Origin of the sequence: Citrobacter pasteurii (genome assembly GCF_019047765.1) — a bacterium.
GTDB classification, from domain to species: domain Bacteria; phylum Pseudomonadota; class Gammaproteobacteria; order Enterobacterales; family Enterobacteriaceae; genus Citrobacter; species Citrobacter pasteurii.
Genome location: NZ_CP077262.1, coordinates 2261144 through 2281353, shown reverse-complemented (window position 1 = coordinate 2281353; position 20210 = coordinate 2261144). Strand labels below are relative to the sequence as shown.

The window sequence follows — 20210 nt, the reverse complement described above, 5'->3', positions numbered from 1 at the left end:
CTAAAAAGTTGGGATTTAAATCATTAAACAGTACGCTTAGCTTTTTGTTTGTAGCGGTCGAAGATCACCGCTGCCAGCAGGATCAAACCTCGCACCACATACTGTGCGAATGGAGAGATATTCAGCAGGTTCATCGCGTTCTCAACCGTCCCCAGAATCAACACCCCTGCGACGACATATGAGATTTTTCCGATGCCGCCTTTGAGCGAAACGCCGCCTAACACACAGGCAGAAATCACGATCAGCTCATAACCGATAGAGGTCATTGGCTGGCCGCTGGTCATACGTGATGCCAGGATAATCCCCGCCACGGCGGATACCAGACCGGAAAGGATAAAGATAATAATCTTAGTGCGAACGACCGGCACCCCAGCCAGACGAGCCGCCTCCTCATTGCCCCCAATCGCCAGCGTATTGCGACCAAACGTGGTTTTATTCAACAGCAGGCCAAAAATAATAAAACAGCCCACGGTTAACCAGATCGGCGCCGGCAGTCCTAACCAGTTGGCATAGCCAAGCGTAAAGAAGCGCTCGTCTTCGATTCCCACCGCTTTACCGTCGGAGATAATGTAGGCCAGACCACGAACAATTTGCATGGTGGCGAGTGTCGTGATCAACGCGTTAATTTTTAAGCGTGCAATCACGAAACCATTCACCAGACCGCACAGAACGCCGAGCAACAACCCTGACGCCACGCCAATCCACAGGCTTTCGGTCATATTAATGACCACGGCCGTCGTCACCCCTGCGCAGGCAATAACAGACGCTACCGAGAGGTCAAAGTCGCCGGATGCCAGGCAAAATAACATCCCGCACGCAACCATACCCGACATAGATACCGCCAGTCCCAGCCCCTTCATGTTGATGAAAGTCGCAAAGTTTGGCACAAAAATAGCGCAAACCAGGAACAACACGGCAAACACCACCAGCATCCCGTACTGATCCCAAATTCGGCCAAGATTTAGCGCCGACTTCGCAGCGCCTGAACCCGATGTAGAAACGGAAGACATCATATTCTCCTTATTCAGGCAACTGCCTGGCTGACTTTAGGCATAGCAAGGCTCAACGCCTGGCGTTCATCCGCCTGTTCATGAAGTAATTCACCTGCGATCTCACCTTCTCTCATCACCACAATGCGGTCGGCGACACCAAGAACTTCCGGCAGGTCACTGGAGGCAAACAGCACGGCAACACCGCGCGCAGCCAGGGCATAAATCACGTTATAAATTTCATGCTTCGCACCGACATCAATGCCGCGGGTGGGCTCATCCAGCAAAATCACTTTCATCTCTTCCGATAACCAACGCCCCAAAATGGCCTTTTGCTGATTACCGCCAGAGAGGTTCATGATCAGTTGCTCTGCACCCGGCGTTTTAATGTTAAGTGAACGGATATGATGGTCAGCATTGGTCTCTTCCCAGCCGTTGTTGATCAGACATCCCCCCATGACATGTTTACGGCGCGCACTAATATTGATGTTGTTACGTACCGAATGGACCGGGATGATCCCTTCGGCTTTACGATCCTCCGGACACAGCATCATGCCTGCTTCAATGGCGTGACTGGGTTTGCGGATATCTATCGCCTGTTCGTCAATAAACACCTGGCCTTGCGTGATACGCGTCCCGCCAAACAGACCTTTCATTAATTCGCTACGTCCGGCACCAACCAGGCCGAACAGTCCGACAATTTCGCCGCTACGCACCGATAAGCTGATCGGGGTGCGCACGCCTGGCGCTTTTACCTCATGCAGACGCAGACGCTCCGCGCCATAAGGTCTGGCTTTCCAGCCATAGATGTCCCCAAGATCACGCCCCACCATCGCCTGTACCAGTGCGTCGTGATCAACCTGCTGCATATCCGTAAACGTTTTGACGTATTGCCCATCCTTAAACACCGTTATGGCATCGCTGAGGGCGAAAATCTCCTCCATGCGGTGGGAAACGTACAGAATGATGCGGCCCTCATTGCGTAGCTCACGAATTACGCGAAACAGATTGTCAATCTCCCTGGCGGAAAGAGAGCTGGTGGGTTCATCAAAAGCGATAATCTTGGCATTACGCGCCAGCGCCTTAGCAATCTCCACCATTTGCCACTGACCGATGGAGAGATACTTCAACGGAATATCAGGATCGATATCCATTCCCAGATGCTTTAACTGCAGCCCCGCCTCGTAGTTCAACAACGAGCGGTTCACAATCCCACCCTTATGCGGAAGCTGACCTAAATAGATGTTCTCGGCGACGGTCATTTCCGGCACCAGATGCAATTCCTGGTAAATAATGGCGACACCGGCATTCAGCGCAGTGGTTGTGTCCGCAAACGAAACTTCCTGTCCGCGGATCGCTATAGATCCCGTGGTTGGCGCGTAGTTACCGCTGAGAATTTTTAATAATGTTGATTTCCCTGCGCCATTTTCACCCATCAGTGCATGCACCTGACCGGCATAGCAGTCGAAACTAATATCCGTTAGCGCTTTTACGCCAGGGAAGGTTTTGCCGATGCCGCGAAATGAGAGATACGGGGTAGACTGTTGCATAACGTCTCCGTGGATCTAAACGGTTGCCGGATGGCGGCGTAGCCTCATCCGGCCTACTAAGGGCGTTATTTGTAGGCCGGATAAGATCGTTTTACGGCAGTTGAGTTATTTGCCGCCTAAGCCTTTTTTCGCCAGTTCTTCTTTGAAGTTGTCGCGGGTAATCAACACCACATCGGTAACTTCAGTAAACACCGGCGGTTCTGCGCCTTTGGTGACCCAGTTGTAGAGCATTTCGCTGGATTTATAACCGTGAACGTCCGGGCTAGGCAGCAGTGAACCGTAGAATCCGGTGGCTTCCGCTTTTGAAAGTTCGCTAATTGCATCAACACCGTTAATACCGATACCAATCACGTTTGCTGCTTTAAACCCCTGCCCTTCGGTAGCACGCACGCCACCCAGCACGGTGTTGTCGTTCATACCGACAATCAGCCAGTGTTTAACTTCAGGATGTTGCACCAGCATGGAGTTTGCGGCGTCGAATGCGCCAGGGATATCATTAGATTTGGTTGGGACCTGATAGATCTGTTTTTCCGGGAAGCCTGCAGCTTTAAGCGCTTCCATCGAACCCGATGTACGACGGCGCGCGGTATCCAGTTCGTTTGCGGTAATCGCCATTACAGCGGAAGATTTCACATCCCAGCCACGTTTCTGCATCTCTTTGTACAGTTCCTGGCCCTGGCGTTCACCAATTTTGGTTGCTGCCATCATCACCAATGGCACAGTATCCATCGGCTTACCTTTCGCATTGGCGAACTGATCGTCAACCGCGATGACTTTCATGTCATAGCCACGTGCCTTTGCCATAATAGCAGGCCCAAGTTTTGGGTCCGGCGTACAAATTACAAATCCTTTTGCACCGCTTGCCGCCAGGCTGTCGATGGCATTCAGGGTTTTCTCGCCGTCTGGAACGGCAATTTTAATCACCTCAAACCCAAGGTCTTTACCGGCTTTATCAGCAAACTTCCACTCTGTCTGGAACCAGGGCTCTTCCGGTTGTTTGACCAGGAAACCGAGCTTCATGGATTCTGCGATAGCGGATTGTGACATAATGGCAGCCAGACCGATGGCCGCCAGCGCTTTAGTGAATTTGTGCATGGTTAACTCCAGCTTTAACGTTCTTTTATGTAGGGTAAAATCAAACGATTTTTTGTAATCCGGACGTAAAACAAGGCATTACCTTTTATTGATAAGATCAATGCCAGTGCTGAGAGTATTTTTAGCGGGAAATTGATTCTCCATAAGAGAGCGGCATCACACCCTGAAATTACAGTAGTTGCGTACATAAATTCAGCGGAAAATGACATAAAAAAACACAATTTTCAGAATGGAAAAAATAAGAAATAGCAGGTTAATCCATAACATCAGCCAGTGAATCCTTGTTCCCGAATATCGAAACATCCGGGAGTCCAATGATTACCAGGGGTAATAAATATGGTCAGCGTGATCGCGCACAGGGATATCGTCGTCTAACAGACGAGCAGAAAGCGTAAACGCAAAATCAAAAATATGGCCCAGCCCTTTGCCACTGATAAGATTGCCATCTTCAACAACAGCCGCATCGACATACTCGCCGTCAGTGATGGTTTGCCACAGCTCACCTGAACACACGTAGCGCCGTCCTTTCAACAACCCATTACCCGCCAGCACCCGCGCGGCTGCCGAACAAACCGGGCAAATCAGTTTTCCTGCATCGTCATGGCGAGAGACAAACTGGACGACTGCAGCACTGGCGGCAAGATTTACGCTACCCTGTGGTCCTCCTGGCAACACGATCGCATCGTAAAAGGCATCCCGACGGGCCTCCAGCGTATTGTCGGTCACCATAGGCACGTCATGATAGCTCACCACCGCCCGAGACTCAGCGCAGGCCAGCGTCTCAACCTCAATTTGCAGGCGACGTAGAATATCAATAGTAACAATGGCTTCAGCTTCTTCAAAACCGGGTGCCAGCAACACCGCCACCTTCTTCATATACAACTCCTCGATTTATCCACCGATATCCAACAAAAAATGCCGAATAATTCATTCCATTAAATTTATTAAAAATGATCTGGCGCAAGAAATTAGGTTGCAGATAATTTCCAGACACATCACTTCACCGGGAAATTCCCATCAAAACCCACAGTGATAATCACCAGATGTCATAGAATACCGCGGCATGAAATTTAATTTTGAGAATTGAAACGTCATTTTACTATCTGCATTCTAAATAAATACATTATAAATCATCAAATTACATTCACATCAATTATATATCGAAACGACATGGCTAAGCATATTGTTATGCCAATATGTAAAAAAACATAAATAGGTGGTTTTAAGGATTCTCTTGATGCCAGGCACGCGCTATGCTGAATCACGATCGGAAGCGAATATAATTCGTGATCATCTAAAGGACCGGCGGAACGGATTTATTCTGCTAACAGTATTACTCGTACGTAGATGTGAAGTATAACGGCAGCCCGTTGTACTGGCGTTGGTGACGTACTTCACCTTTCTGAAATAAGGATATTGATATGGCTGCAGTTGGAATTGTTCACAAACTCAACACGCAAATGAATCTTGAGTTTTACGCATCGAATCTCTACCTTCACCTCAGTGAATGGTGCTACGAACACAGCCTGACAGGTACCGCGACGTTTCTGCGCGCTCAGGCGCAGGGTAACGTGACGCAAATGATGCGTATGTTTAATTTTATGAAAAGCGCAGGGGCTAACCCCATCGTCAAAGCCATCGATGTTCCCGGTGATGACCTAACGTCCCTTGAAGAGCTGTTTCAGAAAACGCTGGAAGAATATCAGCAGCGTTCCCGTACGCTGTCGCGTCTGACGGATGAGGCAGAAGCGTTGAACGACGCGTCAACCGTTGATTTTCTTCATGATCTGGAAAAAGAACAGCAGCAGGATGGCGTGCTGCTACAAACGATTCTTGATGAAGTTCGTAGCGCTAAACGTGCTGGACTGTGTATGGCGCAAACGGATAAGCATTTGCTAAACGTCGTAAACTACCAACATCACTGATATCCGATCGCGACAAATCTGCGCCTCCCGTTCTGAGAGGCGTAAAAAAACCTTTCTAAAACCTGAAACAACGGTTTATTTTAGTGAGACTCATTCTGCGGGGTGAATTTCAGCTCGATCAACGCAACCGCTTTTTGAATTGCGCGCATCGTAACGGGATCAGCGCCCGCTGGATGGCTGGAAAAGTCGATGCTTTTCAGTTGACTGGACATTTTTTCCCGAACTTCTACCGGGGCAATAACATCAATAACATCCAGAATTTGCTTGATAACCAACTGGCAGGCAACAACGTCCGAGAGCAGTTCCTGATCGGCATTCAGTGTTTGGGACATAATGAGCTCCTTATAGAAAGGTCGTCATAGTACCTATTCAGCGCTCGAAACGGTAGCGGTGCAAGCAGTACAACCGCGCTGAAAATAAAAAAACAGACCCAGTTAATTTCGTTTGAGATGGCAAGCACAACATGAGTGAACATTTAGCGGTTGAGAATAAGCGGGGTCTTTCTCCAGCTGCACTACTGGTCGCTGGGGCCTTCTTTATGGAGTTCATCGATGGCACGGTGATTGCGACGGCCTTGCCCGATATGGCAAAAAGTTTCGGCGTGCAGGCCGTTGATCTGAACATCGGCATCAGTGCTTATCTGATCACGCTGGCGGTTCTCATCCCTGCCAGTGGCTGGATTGCCGATCGTTTTGGTGCCCGAAAAGTGTTTACCCTGGCACTGGCGATCTTTACCTTCGCCTCAGTTTTATGCGGACTCGTCACCAGTATTGAAGTCTTTGTGGCAATGCGCATTTTACAGGGTGTCGGAGGGGCACTGATGGTGCCGGTCGGCCGCCTCGCCGTTCTGCGTACCACGCCTAAACATCAGTTGATCACCGCGATCGCCACCCTGACCTGGCCTGCCTTAGTGGCACCAATAATTGGCCCCCCCTTGGGCGGATTTATTACCAGTTATGCCAACTGGCGCTGGATCTTCTTTATTAATGTGCCACTGGGGTTGCTGGCGATAGCGCTGGCGCTGCGTTTTATCCCGGATATTCATGATGACGAGCGTCGCCCGTTCGATTTTCCCGGCTTTATTGCCACATCGGTCGCGATGGTCAGTCTGGTCTATGCGATGGAACTGCTTGGAACCCAACAACCGCAAGGCTGGTTAACAGCAGGACTTCTGACACTTGGAATAGCCACGTTCCTGTTTGCCCTGCACCATTTTCGCCAATCCGCGTGGCCAATGATTCGTCTGGATGCCATGCGTGTGCCTACATTTCGTGTCACGATGTACGGAGGCTCGCTGTTTCGTGCCTCTATCAGTGCGGTACCCTTTCTGTTGCCACTGATGTTTCAGGTTGGGTTTGGTATGAATGCTTTCCATGCCGGTTCGCTGGTGTTGGCCGTGTTTGTTGGCAACCTGACGATTAAACCCGCTACTACGCCGTTAATACGTTGGTTAGGCTTTAAAAAACTGCTGTTGATAAATGGCGCGCTTAATGTGCTGGCGCTATTGGCCTGTGCGCTGATCACGCCGCAAACTCCCGTATGGGTAATTTTACTGGTGCTGTATCTGGGCGGCGTTTTTCGCTCAATTCAGTTTACCGGTGTCAGCACGTTGGCATTTGCGGATGTTCCTGCATCGCAGATGAGCTATGCCAATACGCTGTTTAGTACAGCGACGCAACTGGCTGTTGGATTAGGGATTTCGTTGGCGGCTATCGGGATCCGTATCGGGGATCAAGTGAGTGAATGGTTGTCACTGGGTGCAATACCCGGCATCAGTTTCCGGCTGGCATTCGTCGCTATCGCCATGATTTGCCTGATAGGAATGGTTGATACCCTGCGACTTACCCGCGATGCGGGAAGCGCAGTGTCAAATAAGCGTCGATAAGCCCGATAGTCCACGCCATCGGGCCAACCGGGTTTAGCCAATAACTTCACGGACAAAGGCTTCAATCGCTTTATCCTGGCAGTTTTCAAAGAAACACTGCTGGAAACGTGGGCCGGAAACGGCGGTTTTCACCAGTTCAGGATCGATAGCGCGCAGGGTATCAAGATAATTTTCTTTTACTACTGCCGCTTTCACCTGGTTTAAAATCCCCGCATTACGCACCTGCGGGTCTTTACGCTCCGGCGGATAACCTTCACCATTACGACCGGTAAACGCTTTTTCAAACATATACCGGACGTTCAATTCAGCCCCCCAGCCAAACCCTTTCGCAAAGGCCAGCGAGAGCGCATTACCGTTGTTTATCTGCGCAAACAGGAACGCATCCGCGGGATCAAGGCAGTAGCCACACACAACGCCTGGGTGAATATTCAGTGACATCATTGCCCCCTGACCCGTACCGCAGCCCGTGACAACGAAATCAATCGCTTTTGAATTGAGCAGAATGCTGGCCATGATCCCTAAATGGATGTAAGTCAGATGGTGATCGTTTTCGTCGCTCATCCCGACATTGAACACAGGAAAACCTTTTTCATCCGCGACAGACTTAAGCTCATGGTGAATTATCGCGTTTTTGCTTGCCTGGCTGTTTTCCATCATCAGTGCAATTTTCATTGTGTATTCTCCTGAATGCGTCGCGGAGGTTCCGCCGTAACTCATGACATTTCAGTCACATTACTATTTAGCAAATCATCTTTCAAATTTTATGAAATTAAGTTTCATAAAATATCGAGATGCTCACGGTTTTTGCGCCAGCCTTCAGATTTAACTCATAAACAGGGTGTCGTTGTGATTAATCGCAGGTGATCTTCTGGCTATTCAGGCCATTGACTAGCCGTGATGTATGTCAGGATAGCGTATCACCGATTTTTCAGAGCGATTTCATGAAGACCTTTATTCTTGCCCTCTTACCGCTCATGCTGACGGGATGCACTATCACTAAGCAGGCTCAGGTCAGCGAAGCCAGCAACATTACCGGCGTGGTTCGTCTGACTTACAACCAGGCCATGCTACAAACAGCACGTACCGACGACTATGTTGCTCAGGGAACTGCGACAAAAGCATGTCAGCGCATGGGTTATGCCAGTGCAGTCGGATTTGGCCAGCCGGTTGCGACCTGCAGCGTTTATGCGGGTTCTCTGTGTTTGAATACCAAAATCACGCAGTCCTGGCAGTGTCACGGTGTTGCCGTACCACAAACTTCTACTTTCCATTATTAATCATTTCGACCAGCACTTCTGCTGGTCATCTATTCTATTTTTATTTATATCATCAATTTAATAGCGCTAATGCGTTTTATTCCCATTCGCATTTTTAATAATTAAATTTATTATTTTACCTTTTGCAAATAATTAAATAACAACTTATAGTGGCGCCACGTCAATATATAATACCGTTCGTGGAGCAGAACCATGCTGAAAACAGAAATGATCGATAAACTGAATGAGCAAATGAATCTTGAATTATATTCGTCCCTGCTCTACCAACAGATGAGTGCGTGGTGCAGCTATCACAGCTTTGAAGGTGCCGCCGCGTTTCTGCGTCGCCACGCCCAGGAAGAGATGACGCATATGCAGCGTCTGTTCGATTACCTGACGGATACCGGCAGCCTGCCGCGTATTAATACCGTTTCTTCACCGTTTGCAGAATATGCGTCCCTGGATGAACTGTTCCGTGTCACCTATGAGCACGAACAATTGATCACGCAGAAAATTAATGAACTGGCGCATGCGGCAATGACCCACCAGGATTATCCGACCTTTAATTTCCTGCAATGGTATGTTGCTGAGCAGCACGAAGAAGAGAAATTATTTAAATCTGTCATCGATAAGCTATCGCTGGCCGGTAAAAGCGGCGAAGGTCTTTATTTCATCGATAAAGAACTGGCAACCCTTGATACACAGAATTAATGTTGTTGGGTAACGGTGGCCGTTTGCCACCGTTATTCGAGAATCTTAGTGGCGGCAGATCTTGCTTTCATGCGTAGAGAAGCCGTCTTCTTTGGCAATAAACTTCCCTTTCGCCGCTAAAAACGCGACCAGTTCGCCCGCCGTCATGCCTTCTGCTGAACAGGTGTGAAAACGTGCCTGCTCGCCAAAACGCGCGGTAATCGCCGCCTCAAGGCTGGCATGTGAATACTGCTCACCAGATTCAATCATCATGTTGAGCACCTCGTGACCGTGAATAGATTCCATACTACCTCCTCAATAAAGCCCGTAGCCTAATGTGAACCGTACAATGCTGCTTTGCGCTAACGCAGGTTTATGCGGGCAGAGCGCAGATAAATATCATTTTTAATACATCTTAACCCCAGCCAACTGTAAATATTAATATACAGCGATTGTAACGGTGATTTGACGAAAATAGCGTTATGCCTTAACCTGCGCCGCAGATATAACCGTTGATTATCTCTGGGACAGAGGAAAGCGTGAAAAACAGAACCCTGGGTAGTATTTTTATCGTGGCGGGAACCACGATTGGTGCCGGTATGTTGGCAATGCCGCTGGCGGCGGCAGGCGTGGGGTTTAGCGTCACGCTGGTGTTGTTAGTTGGGCTATGGGCCCTGATGTGCTATACCGCACTGTTGCTGCTTGAAGTGTACCAACATGTACCGGCAGACACCGGGCTTGGCACACTGGCAAAACGCTATCTTGGTCGATACGGGCAGTGGGTAACGGGCTTTAGCATGATGTTCTTGATGTATGCCCTGACCGCCGCCTACATCAGCGGTGCAGGCGAGCTGTTGGCCTCTAGCATCAGCGACTGGACCGGAACCAGCATCTCGCCCACCACAGGCGTATTGCTGTTCACCTTTGTTGCCGGTGGCGTAGTGTGCGTCGGGACTTCACTGGTTGATTTGTTCAATCGTCTGTTGTTCAGCGCCAAAATCATCTTCCTGGTGGCAATGCTCGCGCTGTTGATGCCGCATATTCATAAGGTGAACTTGCTTACCCTGCCGCTTCAACAAGGCCTTGCGCTTTCCGCGATCCCGGTTATTTTTACCTCATTTGGTTTTCACGGTAGCGTGCCCAGCATCGTCAGCTACATGAACGGCAACATCCGTAAACTGCGCTGGGTGTTTATCAGCGGTAGCGCCATCCCGTTAGTGGCTTATATTTTCTGGCAACTGGCCACGCTCGGTAGCATTAACTCGTCAACGTTTATGGGGCTCTTAGCCAATCACGCTGGCTTAAACGGTTTGTTACAGGCATTACGTGAAGTCGTGGCTTCGCCGCACGTCGAACTGGCTGTGCATCTGTTTGCCGATCTCGCACTGGCAACCTCTTTCCTCGGTGTCGCACTGGGATTATTTGATTACCTGGCAGATCTCTTTCAGCGCCGTAATACTGTGGCTGGCAGGATGCAAACTGGCGTCGTGACGTTCCTGCCACCGCTGGCATTTGCTCTTTTCTATCCGCGAGGTTTTGTCATGGCGCTGGGATATGCAGGCGTTGCTCTGGCCGTTTTGGCTCTGTTGATCCCCTCCATGCTGGCCTGGCGGAGCAGAAAGCACAACCCACAGGCAAACTACCGCGTAGTGGGCGGCACGCCAGCGCTGGCGCTGGTCTTTATTTGCGGTATCGTGGTGATAGCCGTGCAGTTTTCTATTGCCGCAGGGCTGCTGCCTGAAGTGGGTTAACGGGGATTTTGCCTGATGGCGCTTCGCTTATCAGGCCTACCATTGACTCTGCCAGAAGCGCATTAAAGTAAAAGGGGCTTACGCCCCTCTCCCTTAATGCAGGCAGCACTGTTTATATTTTTTACCACTGCCGCACGGGCATGGGTCGTTGCGCCCCACTTTGGCATCAACTTTTACCGGGACGCTAACCGGTGCTTCCTGCGGATGCGCCATCCAGTAAGCGTGCAGATCCAGAGCCGCCAGACGAATGGCATCCACGCTCTCTTCAAATGCCTCTGGCGTCAGTTTCTCCACCACCTCGAAGTTTTCTTCTGTCCCATGTAGCGCAATAGCATCGAGAGCGGGTTTCAGTGAATCAGGTAGCGTTGACCAATCCGACAACGCGACGCCTCGCATATAGCCAAAGCACCACTCTTCTACAATAGTCAGCTCATGCTCTTCAATTTCACGCAGGCCGAACAGCGGTTCAAACTGCTCCGGGAACTCATCCAGACGATCGGCCGTATCCGCCATATGCTGGAACGCCAGATTCATGAAACGCGCCATTTCTTTTTCGGAGGACCAGCGCGGAACATACTGTGCACCGCCCCAGATAGCGACCAGCCACTGCTCCGGCTCGATCTCATACGGTGAACTGAGCACCGCCGTCAGTAAGCCATCCAGCTCTGACACATCCAGAATAGACTTGTCCGTATTGTACTTAGTCAGCACATCATCCAGCCATTCCAGCTCGCTCTCGTTTAGTGGTCCCGTTTTCATAACGCTTTTCCTTAGTAAAAATTCTCGCCTGTGATTATCTTACATGGCTGGGGGGATAACAGATCCAAATGGGCATGAGCGGCTTACAGGTACCGCCAATTCAGGTTAACAGGAAACGAGGGTAATTCCGGTAGTTAACGCACAAAAGGCAGCATCAGCCGCCGGGCATCATACGCGGAAAACAGAACAAAACCACCCGAAGGTGGTTTATTGTGGCTCAATACGGTTCAACGTTGCGGTATATCCCGTTTTCGCCACCGCGTTAAGTAGCGTGTCGGTGGAAAATCCCTCCGGGACGATAGCCTCTGCCTGCCGGGTCTTGAGCGAAGATTTGGCCTTAATCACCCCATCAGTTTCACGTAGCGCCTGATTGACCGAAATGACACATAACGAGCAGGTCATATTTTGGATATCCAGCACCACTTTCTGATTGGCAGCCAGAGTCCACAATGGCAACAGCAAACATGCGATTAACGTAATAATCTTCACTCAAACACCTCATAAAACCAGGCCACGATCGTGGGGTAAAACAACACGGGCAGAATCAGCGCCAACGCACACCAGTAGATAACGCGCGCTTGCTTCAGGGACAACCATCCGGAGCACCATAGCTTTTTTGAAAAGTAGAGTCGCCAGAAAACACGTAATAATAGCCCTAAGGACAGCAACATCAGGGGAACGCGCAGAAACTCAAACTGAGTGAACACGGCAAAGCTCGCCGCCGAAATACCAAACAGCAGATACAGCAGCGGTCCGACGCAACATAAGCCAGCTGTGACGGCAGCCGCGGCGGCCGTCAGCAGGGTCAATCCCGCCCCTTTAGCGTTGTTCTGTTGCGACATAGTGGTAAGAGAACGCTTTCGGGTCATAGAAATTGATGGGGTCACCGTCTACTTCAGCATAAGGATAACCAAAGTTGTTCATTGCTCCCTGCTCAGTAGCCGGGTACAGTTCAAAGTCACGACCATAGTTGAAGCCAACCCAGTTCATTTCCCAGTTGCCAAACAGATAGGTATTCACCGCCTGGACGTCCGCATCCTGATGCGTTTTTTTCTCCGCCAGACGCATTTTGGTCACATCGGCCGGATCGCACGGTAACCAGCCGTAACCCGCCAGGTAGAACTCCGCACGGCAGTGCTGACCCCCGCTAACATCAGCAACACCTGCACTGTCGGCTTTGCCAAATGCGCTTTTTGAGTAGCGCTCCAGTTTGTTTGCTTTCCCCAGACGAATCCCGAACAATTCACGAGCAGGAATGCCGCTGGCTCGGGCCAGGGCGACAAAAACGGAGCTCATATCGGTGCATTTGCCCTTGAGCTTCCCGCTTTTCAAAATCTCCGCTACATCCCCGGTTCCGCAGCCGATAACGTCATTATCACGCTCCATATGACTGCTCACCCACTCATATATCAGGCGAGCTTTTTTCAGCGGATCTTGTTCATTACCGGTAATTTTACGCGCTGTTTCCAGAACCAGCCCATCAATCGGGGTGTGCGTTGTTGGCAGCAGATACGGTTTTGCATCCAGCGGATAAGTAATCTGTTCCGGTGCTTGCCAGTTTTTTAACGCGTCATGCTGCAGTGGTTCCCAATCGGCTGTCTCAATGTCGAGATCAACCTTGATCAGCAACTCTCCCTGCGAGTCAGGCCAACTTGCAAACAACGTTTTTGCGCCATAGACATTGTTGGTTGTGACATACGCCTGTTTATAATTGCCGCTAAAAGCAAGACTTATCATTTGCTGGAATGCGGTATCGACCGGCAAAGGGATCCACAACTTCACGACACCATTCGAACCCTTTGGTGGGTTGAGCTTATACGTTTGCGTTAGCACAAAGCGCCGACGAGTGGCTGGCGCGACTGAAAGTTCTGCGGCCCTTACCGTCTGGCTGATAACCGCTGGGCCGACTAAACCGGCGGCGGAAAGGAGAACGCTATTTTTGAGAAATTGTCGACGTTGCATTGGTGTCTGTCCATGTTGTAAGAGTTGTGCTACGGAAACCGTATGCGATCATCACAGTAGACAGACGCTGATAAAAAAGGTGAATCGATGGAGGCTATTCACCAATAACAGACCTGTTAACTGTGAATGAAATAAGAAACTACGTGGCCGCCATTAAGCCATTTACCGGCTAGAAAGTACAGTAATGGCGGCATGAAGATCCCCCATTCTTATTAAGGAAACACCGCCGAAAACCTGTCTATATTTAAACGCAGGCACTTCCACATGTAGTCCCCCGCTTTCATGTTTCATACACTGAGGGGAAGTCAAAATGGCGATGAGAATACTGTCTATTGATGGCGGTGGCATCAGAGGCATCCTGCCAGGTATGCTATTAGTCGCACTGGAGAAGAAGTTACAAGATAAAGAAAAAAAACCAACAGCAAGAATCGCTGATTATTTCGATTTAGTCGCAGGCACCAGTACTGGCGCCATCCTCTGTTCTGCTTATGTGTGTCCCGACGCGACAGGAACCCCCAAATTTTCCGCTCAGGAAGCCGTCAACTTCTATCTTCAGGACGGCGATGAGATTTTTGACGTCGGCATTTGGAAAACCATCAGTTCATTAGGCGGTGTAAGTGATGAAAAATATCCGGCAACGGAACTGGAGCGAGTATTAAAAACAGCCTTCGGTGATACAAAACTGAGTGAATTATTAAAACCAACCTGCATTGTTGCTTATGATGTCAGCAGTCGTCTTCCGGTGATCTTCAAACAACACTCTGCCGTAGCCAAAAAACGGGATTTTCTGGTCAGAGATGTTTTACGTGCTACCTCCGCAGCACCGACGTACTTCGAAGCAGCGCGGATTTACTCGCTTCCCCCATTGCCGCAAAAGTATGTCCTGGTCGATGGTGGTGTCGTGGCGAACGATCCAGCACTGTGTGCCTATTCCGAGGCGATTAAGTTTTCAAACGTCGCTGGCATCAAAGACATGATCATTGTCTCTCTGGGTACCGGTAAAAAACTGCAGGGCTATTCATATTCAGAGGTTAAAGACTGGGGCCCCTTTGGCTGGGCGAAACCCGCTATCGATATCGCGCTCGAAGGTGGTCCGCAGATGACTGCCTACTATTTACAACAAATCGCCTCAACGGTAAAAAATGCGAAATATTACAGGCTTCAACCCGAATTATATGATGCCGATCCAACGCTGGATAACGCATCACGAGAGAATTTAGAACGGCTGCATAACGCAGGACTGCAAAATGCAGCAGCATTCGACAACACGTTAAATGAAATTGCCACATTGCTAGTTAGCAACGGCGGGATTTTTAACTTTCAGGGCTAAAACTGCCCCTGAGAACAGAGGACGAAGAACCTGTCCAGCAAGTGTTATTGACGCAAACAGTTTGAGCACCGCCCAGCGGTGAAATGGCAAGTAAATAGCCCTAATGGGATAGGCTCTGAATCAAAATATATACACATGGGTGCCAAGTTTACGGGCTAATCCCTTCGCCCCCTCGCGCATTACCGTATCGTGGTTCCAGCGAAATACCGGTGCCGCCAGCGGGGCAAGTATATTCATCCAGCGAATCGTGGTTCGTACATTCCAGTCGTACCTGACAATAGTCTCCCTACCGGTATCAATAAAAGACCATACCCCGCGCCCTTCAACCTCGCCGCTGGCAGCACCTTCAAGAAGAGCGTACTGCAAAATAGTTAATACATTGATATCAAAGGTTAAACGATACGGAAGTACCCCCTTCCAGGTGTAACGATGCAACGCTCCGACCCCCTGTATATCGCCTTTCTTGATCTCAACAACACGCTCAAGGCTGCTCCACCATTCTGGCCACTGATCCGGGTGGGAGAAAACATCCCAGACATCCTGCAGTGAAGCCTCAACCTGCCAGACCGTGGAAAACTGATAGTCAGCCATCGCCTTCTCTCCCCTATGGGGTGAAAAATCTGCGGCACCTGCCTGTGCTACGAACAGGCATAATCACCTGTGAGCTGTTTTTATTATAGTGTTTAATTACACGGCCAGTCCCCCCAAAATCACCGCCTCAGCTGCCAGAAAATGGTTATTTACCGCCCGGATAAGAGCGTCATCAAACGCTATACTTTAATAGCCACATTATTTATGAGTATTTATCATGAAACTACCACGGGTATTTTCATGCGCCGTCCTTGCACTACTGCTGTTGGCATCTTCATCTGTTGCAGCCGGCGCATTGCAACGTCAGGCTCAACGAGAGCAAGAGTTGAGTGCTGCGTTAGCTGTCGGCAATGGCGTTATTGTGATTGGCGGAGCAGATGATTTTGCGTTTACGCTCAGAGCCCGTAACCGGATCCACAGATCCTTTGCGATTGAGGATGGCATTAACGATCCCCTCATAATGAGCGGTTTTCAGAACCATAACCCCGCCCGTGATGGGTTCATGAACAACCCTGCCCGCGGAGGGTTTATGCTGAGCGCGCCTATTCGCCGATAAACGAATGGGCTAAATCATGTTAGTGAATTGGGCGTTTTGGCGGTTTTGCTTTATTGGTGGGTATTGCGACGCAAGCTATTAGCTGTCAGTCAGTTTCAGGCACAAAAAAACCACCCGTAGGTGGTTTCACGACACTGCTTATTGCTTTGATTATTCTGTTCTTTCCCATGGTACCCGGAGTGGGACTTGAACCCACACAGCGCGAACGCCGAGGGATTTTAAATCCCTTGTGTCTACCGATTCCACCATCCGGGCTCGGGAAGAAATTGGAGGCGCGTTCCGGAGTCGAACCGGACTAGACGGATTTGCAATCCGCTACATAACCGCTTTGCTAACGCGCCGAAATCTTCTGGCTTTACAGCCAAACATCCGCAAATGCCGATGTTTTAAATTTGGAGCGGGAAACGAGACTCGAACTCGCGACCCCGACCTTGGCAAGGTCGTGCTCTACCAACTGAGCTATTCCCGCATCACCAAGTAACTTTGTTAATCACTTGATTTTGTTATCGTCTGGCAATCAGTGCTGCCGTTCGATGCGTTGCATTCTACTTACCTGACGCAATGAGTCAACGATATTTTTCACCACTGACGATCGTTTGCTGAAATTTGCGGCGAAACGATCACTGATCAAGCAAATCTCCCCGTGCGGCGCTCAAATACTGGAACATTGACCATAAAGTCAGAATCGCGGCGACAAAGAAAAGTGCAATCCCGGCATACTCTACCCAGATATTTGGACGCCACAGCAGCCATGCCAGCGCCGCCATTTGCGATGTTGTTTTGACTTTACCGATCCACGACACCGCCACACTGCTACGCTTGCCAAGTTCTGCCATCCATTCACGCAGCGCTGAAATGATAATTTCACGCGCGATCATCGTGGCGGCTGGCAATGTCACCCACCAGCTATGGTAGTGCTCCGTCACCAGCACCATCGCGATAGCCACCAGAACCTTATCTGCCACCGGATCGAGGAACGCCCCGAAACGTGTACTTTGGTTCCAGCGGCGCGCCAGAAAACCGTCAAACCAGTCGGTAACGGCTGCAATACAGAAAATCAGCGCACAAACGAAGGGAGCCCAAGTGAATGGCAGATAAAACGCCAATACAAAGAATGGGATCAGAATGACGCGAAACAGCGTGAGCAATGTAGGGATATTAAATTGCATATGACGGATAACTATCTGTTGTCAGTGAAATTACCCCTATGTTGCTACAGAGGGCCTAATGTTTCAACGAGTAGAAGATCTTTTCTGCCAGAGCTTGCGAAATACCCGGCACTTTTGCAATTTCTTCGACACTGGCGTTACGAAGCCCTTGCAAACCCCCCATATACTTCAGCAACATTTGTCGGCGCTTAGGGCCAACGCCTTCGATGGTTTCCAGCGTGCTGGTGCTTTTCACCTTCGCCCGTTTTTTACGGTGTCCGCTAATGGCGTGATCGTGAGACTCATCGCGGATATGCTGAATAACGTGCAACGCAGGGGAGTCCGGCGGCAGGCTAAACCCCTCGCCTTCCGGTTCAAAGAACAGGGTTTCCAGGCCGGCTTTGCGATCTGCCCCTTTTGCCACACCCAGTAACAGAGGGTGCTGTTTATCCCAGGGCACGTCCAGTTCAGCAAAAACAGCTTTCGCCTGCCCTAGCTGGCCTTTACCGCCGTCGATCAAAATAACATCCGGGATCTTACTTTCTTCTATTGCCTTACCATAACGCCGACGCAGTACCTGGTTCATCGCCGCGTAATCATCACCCGGTGTAATACCCGTAATGTTATAGCGACGATACTCCGCACGCAGCGGCCCGTTAGCATCAAAAACCACGCAGGAGGCAACGGTCTGCTCGCCCATTGTGTGGCTAATGTCAAAACACTCCATGCGTTTCACCGCAGGCAGTTTCAGCACGGATGCCAGCGCCGTCAGACGTTGGGTAATAGTGGACTGCTGGGAAAGCCTGGTGGTTAACGCCGTAGCCGCATTGGTACGCGCCAGCTTCAGATATCGGGCACGATCGCCTCGCGGCTTCGTCTGGACGTTAATCTTCCGCCCGGCCAGTTCAGACAAAGAGTCAGCCAACAGCGTCTTATCGCTAAGATTGAAATCAAGCAGGATTTCACCAGGCAAGGTACGCACCTGGCTACCCTGTAAATAGAACTGCCCAACGAAGGTTTCAACCACCTCGCCCAGTTCCGTTCCCCCAGGTACTTTAGGAAAATAGCTGCGACTGCCTAACACTTTGCCCTGACGAATGAACAAGACGTGTACGCAGGCCATTCCGGCATCAAATGCCACGCCGATAACATCCAGATCGTCGCCAGTATTGGAAACAAACTGTTTTTCAGTGACACGGCGAACCGCCTGAATTTGGTCGCGGATACGCGCGGCCTCTTCAAACTCAAGGTTCTGACTGGCCTTCTCCATCCGGGTTATCAGTTGCGTTAACACCTGATCGTCTTTGCCGGATAAAAACAGCCGTACGTAGTCGACCTGCTGCGCGTACTCTTCTTCACTCACCAGACCGGCGACGCAAGGCCCAAGGCAGCGGCCAATCTGATATTGCAAACACGGGCGTGAACGGTTGCGATAAACGCTATTTTCGCACTGACGTATTGGGAAAATTTTCTGCAATAGTGCCAGTGTCTCGCGGACGGCATAACCGTTAGGAAACGGTCCAAAGTATTCACCTTTAGCATGCTTCGCGCCGCGATGCGTCGCCAGACGCGGATGGGTATCGCCACTGAGGAAAATAAAGGGATAGGATTTATCATCGCGCAGCAATACGTTATAGCGCGGTTGGTACAACTTGATGTAATTGTGCTCTAGCAATAATGCTTCAGTTTCGGTGTGCGTCACCGTGACATCAATCTGCTGAATTTGTGCCACCAGCGCTTCGGTTTTACGCGACGCAAGGTTGCTGCGGAAATAGCTGGAGAGCCGTTTTTTCAGGTCTTTCGCTTTACCGACATAGATAACCGTCCCGGCGGTATCGTACATACGATAGACGCCAGGCTGGCTGGTCACGGTTTTCAGAAACGCTTTAGCATCGAACTGTTCGGTCACAGGCTTGTTAATGTCTCCGCATTACACAGGCCATGGCGAATTGCCAGGTGAGTCAGCTCCACATCGCCATGAATGTTTAATTTACTGAACATTCGATAGCGGTAGCTGTTCACTGTTTTGGGACTAAGATTCAGTTGTTCTGAGATCTCATTGACCTTCTGGCCTTTGGTGATCATCAGCATAATCTGCAACTCGCGTTCAGACAAACTGGCAAACGGGGTTTCCGTTTTCTCTGGCTCAATCTGGCTAAGCGCCATTTGTTGAGCAATATCGGAAGCAATGTAGCGCTGCCCGGAAAAGACCGAACGAATCGCGCTCACGACTTCCTGAGGGGCGGCCCCCTTGCTGAGATAGCCCGCGGCTCCCGCCTGCATAACTTTTGCCGGCAATGGGTTTTCGGTATGAACAGTCAACATGATCACTTTAATGTCAGCCGAGGAACGCGCAATTTTGCGGGTTGCCTCCAGACCGCCAATACCGGGCATATTCATGTCCATCAGCACAACGTCGACGGCGTTAACGCGGCACCATTTGACCGCATCTTCGCCGCAGCACGCCTCGCCGACAACTTTAATGCCTTTTATATCTTCCAGAATGCGTCGTATCCCTGCGCGCACCAGTTCGTGGTCATCAACAAGAAAAACGTTGATCAAAGGAATATCTCCAGAATAGGGATAACGCTACCGATAGTTAATCGGTCCTATGTTAACGGGTTTTATCTCAACTTTGAAATCTAAAAAACACCCGACTTTCGATTTTGCTCTCGTTTTTGGAAATTAGATTGTACGAACCGTGGAAACTTTCACGGTTGAAG

22 protein-coding genes and 3 tRNA genes are annotated in these 20210 nt (G+C 50.0%); 7 read left to right on the top strand and 18 right to left on the bottom strand.

What is annotated here, in order from left to right; translation table 11 throughout:
• Positions 1 to 23 precede the first annotated feature (23 nt).
• From araH to I6L54_RS11100, 4 genes are all read right to left on the bottom strand, one after another.
• On the bottom strand, positions 24 to 1010 hold the full coding sequence (araH, locus tag I6L54_RS11115) for an arabinose ABC transporter permease AraH (RefSeq protein WP_005127703.1): 987 nt from the start codon (positions 1008 to 1010) through the stop codon (positions 24 to 26).
• A gap of 14 nt (positions 1011 to 1024) precedes the next feature.
• Positions 1025 to 2539, bottom strand: a complete 1515-nt coding sequence (araG, locus tag I6L54_RS11110) for an arabinose ABC transporter ATP-binding protein AraG (protein WP_005127704.1) — start codon at positions 2537 to 2539, stop codon at positions 1025 to 1027.
• A 105-nt stretch (positions 2540 to 2644) separates the two neighbouring features.
• Positions 2645 to 3634, bottom strand: coding sequence for an arabinose ABC transporter substrate-binding protein (locus I6L54_RS11105; RefSeq protein WP_005127705.1), 990 nt, complete (start codon positions 3632 to 3634; stop codon positions 2645 to 2647).
• A gap of 318 nt (positions 3635 to 3952) precedes the next feature.
• Positions 3953 to 4510: a DJ-1/PfpI family protein gene (locus I6L54_RS11100; protein ID WP_040232420.1), complete on the bottom strand. Its 558-nt coding sequence runs from the start codon at positions 4508 to 4510 to the stop codon at positions 3953 to 3955.
• Positions 4511 to 5055: 545 nt separating this feature from the next.
• Here I6L54_RS11100 and I6L54_RS11095 point away from each other — a divergent pair.
• Entirely contained in the window at positions 5056 to 5559 is a 504-nt protein-coding gene (locus I6L54_RS11095) for a non-heme ferritin-like protein (RefSeq protein ID WP_005127707.1), read from the top strand.
• Positions 5560 to 5639: 80 nt separating this feature from the next.
• Here the strand turns inward: I6L54_RS11095 and I6L54_RS11090 are convergent, their stop codons facing one another.
• Positions 5640 to 5891, bottom strand: a complete 252-nt coding sequence (locus I6L54_RS11090) for a DUF2766 family protein (protein ID WP_005127709.1) — start codon at positions 5889 to 5891, stop codon at positions 5640 to 5642.
• 131 nt (positions 5892 to 6022) lie between these two features.
• Between I6L54_RS11090 and I6L54_RS11085 the strand changes: the two genes are divergently transcribed.
• Positions 6023 to 7444 (top strand): MFS transporter, encoded by a 1422-nt coding sequence (locus tag I6L54_RS11085; RefSeq protein WP_040232423.1) that lies wholly within the window; start codon positions 6023 to 6025, stop codon positions 7442 to 7444.
• 33 nt (positions 7445 to 7477) lie between these two features.
• Here the strand turns inward: I6L54_RS11085 and I6L54_RS11080 are convergent, their stop codons facing one another.
• Positions 7478 to 8116 carry an RpiB/LacA/LacB family sugar-phosphate isomerase gene (locus I6L54_RS11080; protein ID WP_005127717.1) on the bottom strand — a complete coding sequence of 213 codons (639 nt, stop codon included), beginning with the start codon at positions 8114 to 8116 and terminating at the stop codon, positions 7478 to 7480.
• Positions 8117 to 8385: 269 nt separating this feature from the next.
• On the opposite strand from I6L54_RS11080, the gene yecR reads away from it, so the two are divergent.
• On the top strand, positions 8386 to 8721 hold the full coding sequence (gene yecR / locus I6L54_RS11075; RefSeq protein WP_040232424.1) for a YecR family lipoprotein: 336 nt from the start codon (positions 8386 to 8388) through the stop codon (positions 8719 to 8721).
• A gap of 192 nt (positions 8722 to 8913) precedes the next feature.
• Entirely contained in the window at positions 8914 to 9411 is a 498-nt protein-coding gene (gene ftnA, locus I6L54_RS11070) for a non-heme ferritin (RefSeq protein ID WP_005127719.1), read from the top strand.
• A 45-nt stretch (positions 9412 to 9456) separates the two neighbouring features.
• Here the strand turns inward: ftnA and I6L54_RS11065 are convergent, their stop codons facing one another.
• Entirely contained in the window at positions 9457 to 9696 is a 240-nt protein-coding gene (locus tag I6L54_RS11065) for a YecH family metal-binding protein (RefSeq protein WP_005127720.1), read from the bottom strand.
• Positions 9697 to 9929: 233 nt separating this feature from the next.
• Here I6L54_RS11065 and tyrP point away from each other — a divergent pair, with 233 nt between their 5' ends.
• Positions 9930 to 11141 (top strand): tyrosine transporter TyrP, encoded by a 1212-nt coding sequence (tyrP, locus tag I6L54_RS11060; protein ID WP_005127721.1) that lies wholly within the window; start codon positions 9930 to 9932, stop codon positions 11139 to 11141.
• Between the two features lie 93 nt (positions 11142 to 11234).
• Here tyrP and I6L54_RS11055 read toward each other — a convergent pair whose 3' ends face one another.
• The 4 genes from I6L54_RS11055 to I6L54_RS11040 form a co-directional block, all read right to left on the bottom strand.
• Positions 11235 to 11900: a YecA/YgfB family protein gene (locus I6L54_RS11055; protein ID WP_005127722.1), complete on the bottom strand. Its 666-nt coding sequence runs from the start codon at positions 11898 to 11900 to the stop codon at positions 11235 to 11237.
• 207 nt (positions 11901 to 12107) lie between these two features.
• Positions 12108 to 12389 (bottom strand): heavy-metal-associated domain-containing protein, encoded by a 282-nt coding sequence (locus I6L54_RS11050; protein ID WP_005127723.1) that lies wholly within the window; start codon positions 12387 to 12389, stop codon positions 12108 to 12110.
• Positions 12386 to 12742: a mercuric transporter MerT family protein gene (locus I6L54_RS11045; protein WP_040232426.1), complete on the bottom strand. Its 357-nt coding sequence runs from the start codon at positions 12740 to 12742 to the stop codon at positions 12386 to 12388. The genes I6L54_RS11050 and I6L54_RS11045 overlap by 4 nt, the downstream gene beginning before the upstream one ends.
• The gene (locus tag I6L54_RS11040) at positions 12720 to 13862 is read right to left on the bottom strand and encodes a transglutaminase-like domain-containing protein (RefSeq protein ID WP_040232429.1); all 1143 of its coding nucleotides are present in this window, start codon (positions 13860 to 13862) and stop codon (positions 12720 to 12722) included. The genes I6L54_RS11045 and I6L54_RS11040 overlap by 23 nt, the downstream gene beginning before the upstream one ends.
• 310 nt (positions 13863 to 14172) lie before the next feature.
• Here I6L54_RS11040 and I6L54_RS11035 point away from each other — a divergent pair, with 310 nt between their 5' ends.
• A complete protein-coding gene (locus I6L54_RS11035) occupies positions 14173 to 15192 on the top strand; it encodes a patatin-like phospholipase family protein (RefSeq protein WP_040232431.1) in 1020 nt (339 codons plus the stop codon).
• A gap of 120 nt (positions 15193 to 15312) precedes the next feature.
• On the opposite strand, the gene I6L54_RS11030 is transcribed toward I6L54_RS11035, so the two are convergent.
• Positions 15313 to 15783, bottom strand: a complete 471-nt coding sequence (locus tag I6L54_RS11030; RefSeq protein ID WP_040232433.1) for an SRPBCC family protein — start codon at positions 15781 to 15783, stop codon at positions 15313 to 15315.
• A gap of 217 nt (positions 15784 to 16000) precedes the next feature.
• Here I6L54_RS11030 and I6L54_RS11025 point away from each other — a divergent pair, with 217 nt between their 5' ends.
• Positions 16001 to 16339 carry a hypothetical protein gene (locus tag I6L54_RS11025; RefSeq protein ID WP_072041470.1) on the top strand — a complete coding sequence of 113 codons (339 nt, stop codon included), beginning with the start codon at positions 16001 to 16003 and terminating at the stop codon, positions 16337 to 16339.
• Positions 16340 to 16507: 168 nt separating this feature from the next.
• Here the strand turns inward: I6L54_RS11025 and I6L54_RS11020 are convergent.
• The 6 genes from I6L54_RS11020 to uvrY all read right to left on the bottom strand — a co-directional run bounded on the left by I6L54_RS11020 (position 16508) and on the right by uvrY (position 20049).
• Positions 16508 to 16594 (bottom strand) — tRNA-Leu (locus tag I6L54_RS11020).
• 12 nt (positions 16595 to 16606) lie between these two features.
• A tRNA-Cys gene (locus I6L54_RS11015) sits at positions 16607 to 16680 on the bottom strand.
• Between the two features lie 52 nt (positions 16681 to 16732).
• Positions 16733 to 16808, bottom strand: a tRNA-Gly gene (locus I6L54_RS11010).
• A gap of 151 nt (positions 16809 to 16959) precedes the next feature.
• Positions 16960 to 17508: a CDP-diacylglycerol--glycerol-3-phosphate 3-phosphatidyltransferase gene (pgsA, locus tag I6L54_RS11005; RefSeq protein ID WP_003030490.1), complete on the bottom strand. Its 549-nt coding sequence runs from the start codon at positions 17506 to 17508 to the stop codon at positions 16960 to 16962.
• A 55-nt stretch (positions 17509 to 17563) separates the two neighbouring features.
• Entirely contained in the window at positions 17564 to 19396 is a 1833-nt protein-coding gene (uvrC, locus tag I6L54_RS11000) for an excinuclease ABC subunit UvrC (protein WP_040232435.1), read from the bottom strand.
• On the bottom strand, positions 19393 to 20049 hold the full coding sequence (uvrY, locus tag I6L54_RS10995) for a UvrY/SirA/GacA family response regulator transcription factor (protein WP_040232437.1): 657 nt from the start codon (positions 20047 to 20049) through the stop codon (positions 19393 to 19395). Before uvrY ends, uvrC begins: the two co-directional genes overlap by 4 nt.
• Positions 20050 to 20210: the final 161 nt, after the last annotated feature.